The sequence below is a fragment of the Pseudoalteromonas sp. TB25 genome, assembly GCF_000497995.1.
In the GTDB taxonomy this organism is placed as follows: domain Bacteria; phylum Pseudomonadota; class Gammaproteobacteria; order Enterobacterales; family Alteromonadaceae; genus Pseudoalteromonas; species Pseudoalteromonas distincta.
Map to the genome: position 1 here is coordinate 1 of NZ_AUTI01000439.1, position 2251 is coordinate 2251.

General features: G+C 42.3%; 2 protein-coding genes and 1 pseudogene. 1 reads left to right on the forward strand and 2 read right to left on the reverse strand.

All coding sequences use genetic code 11. From position 1 onward, the window contains the following. Nucleotides 1-1273, reverse strand: a 1273-nt coding sequence (locus L652_RS0121235; RefSeq protein WP_024603372.1) for an IS4 family transposase, incomplete at its 3' end; no start/stop codon positions are given. A gap of 141 nt (nucleotides 1274-1414) precedes the next feature. Next, the gene (locus L652_RS0121240; RefSeq protein WP_004335148.1) at nucleotides 1415-1852 is read right to left on the reverse strand and encodes a group II truncated hemoglobin; all 438 of its coding nucleotides are present in this window, start codon (nucleotides 1850-1852) and stop codon (nucleotides 1415-1417) included. Nucleotides 1853-1905: 53 nt separating this feature from the next. Here L652_RS0121240 and L652_RS0121245 point away from each other — a divergent pair. Then, a pseudogene (locus L652_RS0121245) lies at nucleotides 1906-2251 on the forward strand (shikimate dehydrogenase); the annotation flags it as partial.

Sequence of the window (2251 nt, forward strand, 5' to 3'; positions counted from 1 at the left end):
TGCGCTTGGTATCTTTCCAGCCTCCTAACTTTGCCAGTTCCTGATACGCCCATGACATATTTGGAGCAGTTTCAGGCAATGGTGTTTTTATTCTCTTTAACCACAATAACTTCCATGCTTTGGGAGATAACAGTTGTTCACAACTTGGAGAATCAGGCTGCTCATTGGTGAACTTTAGTTGCAATATTCGCGTCGCAATAAAGCCATTAATCGTCACCAATCTTTCCATGTTATCTTGGCTTTGAAGGCGTAAACTTTCGATATCCGTACCATCACTTTTCCAGACTTTATGGTATTCCTCTACAAGCCAACGGTGCTCATAGTAGGTGATGATAGCTAAGGCGTCTTCTTTGCTGGTGACTGGTTCACTGGTTAATAGGTGCCAGCTTAAGCCATTCTTAGCGTTTCCTCGCTCTGTACAGCCGACATAGTAAACTGGGAGGGAGTGTCCTTTCTTATTGTAAGGCGCTTTGAGTGTCACTGGCGCATAGGTGATATCCAGTGTTGCGCTTCGGGCTTTTCTTCCTCCTTTTTGTGCAATGTGGATGTGTTTGGTGCCTGCACTCATCAGCTCGCTTGCAAACGCATAGAGCTTATCCTCACCTTCTTCAATATGACGACTTTGCATCGAGCGTACGACGAATCGTTGCTGCTCGGTCAGTTTATACTGCAAGTATTCGTAGATGTCCGCTTCGCGGTCACACACCGATATCACGTTCGCCATTTGTCCTTGCAGCCGCTCTGCCATCGCTCGTGACGCTGACTCCCACTTGTAACTTTCTTTTTCTTCGTAAGAAGTCGTCGCGTGTTTTTCTCTTTTTCCAATCGTGTTGATATCACGACTCCAGCGAGACTGTTCAATTAATCCCACAACTTGCTTTGTGTCTGGCGCAAACAGTAATACGCTATGAGCTAACAAGCCTCGTTGTTTTGCTCCTCGTCCGACATGACCCAAATCATCTCGAATGGAGGAATGTTTATAAATTAGTGTGGTCGTGTCTTCTAATGCGAGCAACAAGTTATGACTTTTTGCTTGTTCAACCGTGGCTTTAAAGCCTGACTCTGCTATAGCCGTTGCGCCAATATTCTCGTTGCGAATAAAGCGGTAGGCACCTTCCATATCGCCGGGGGATTGAGTGATGTTTACAAGTGGTTTTCCTGGTTCATTTGCAAGCGTTGATGCTAACTTTACCAGACGCGCTGTTCTTCTTGGATCACCTAAGTCCGATTTACCGAATTGTTGTTTTGCCCAATGAGTATGTTCGTTAATCATAATGTGCCCTCAAACAAGATTTGAAGATCTGATCATGACATTGAGATTTAGTTCAAAAAAATCCCCGCTAATTTCTTAGCAGGGATTTGTGTATAAGAGACAGCTAATTAGCGCCTTTTTGCATTATGGCTAAATATAAATTTAATGCTGATTGATCATGTGCGTTGCTAGTTGAGAGAATGATTGCTTTAAGCCTTCACGTAACAACGGATTGTCTATTTCTATATCCAGCGTTTTATTCATGCAGTACATCCACTGATCGCGCAATGCTTTATCTACAGTAAAAGGCATATGTCTTTTACGTAGCATTGGCTGGCCATGTTTTTCAGTAAATAGGTTTGGCCCGCCTAACCAACCAGATAAAAATTCAAAAAATACTTGGCGAATTCGATCTAATGGCAGAGGATGCATATCATATAACGGTTTAGCGTATTCATCTGACTCCATTATGTCGTAGAATCGATTGGAGATAGCTCGCGCCCCTTTCTCTCCACCTATTATTTCATACGGTGTTTTTTCAGGAGTAGGAGCCTGTTGCTCGGGAGCCGGCTTAGATTTAGAAAAAAGTCGTTTAATCATATTACTTATCATTGTTAATAGGCAGTTTATAGCTGCAAAGAGGTTGCTTTAAAATGGACAAATATGCGGTTTTTGGAAATCCAATTAAACATTCAAAATCCCCCGCGATACATAAACAATTTGCTGTATCACTGGGTGAGCAAATCGACTATCGCGCAATATTAGCACCTATCGATAACTTTGAAAAAACAGTATTGTCTTTTTTTGAGCAAGGCGGTGTGGGTGCTAATGTTACAATGCCATTTAAAGAGCAAGCTTATGCAATGGCTGATGAGCTTACCCCATTAGCCAAAATAGTAGGGGCTGTTAATACACTAAAAAAACGAGATAATGGCTCATTACTCGGTGATAACACCGATGGTGTGGGCTTTGTAAATGATTTACTCGCTAATGAAGTAG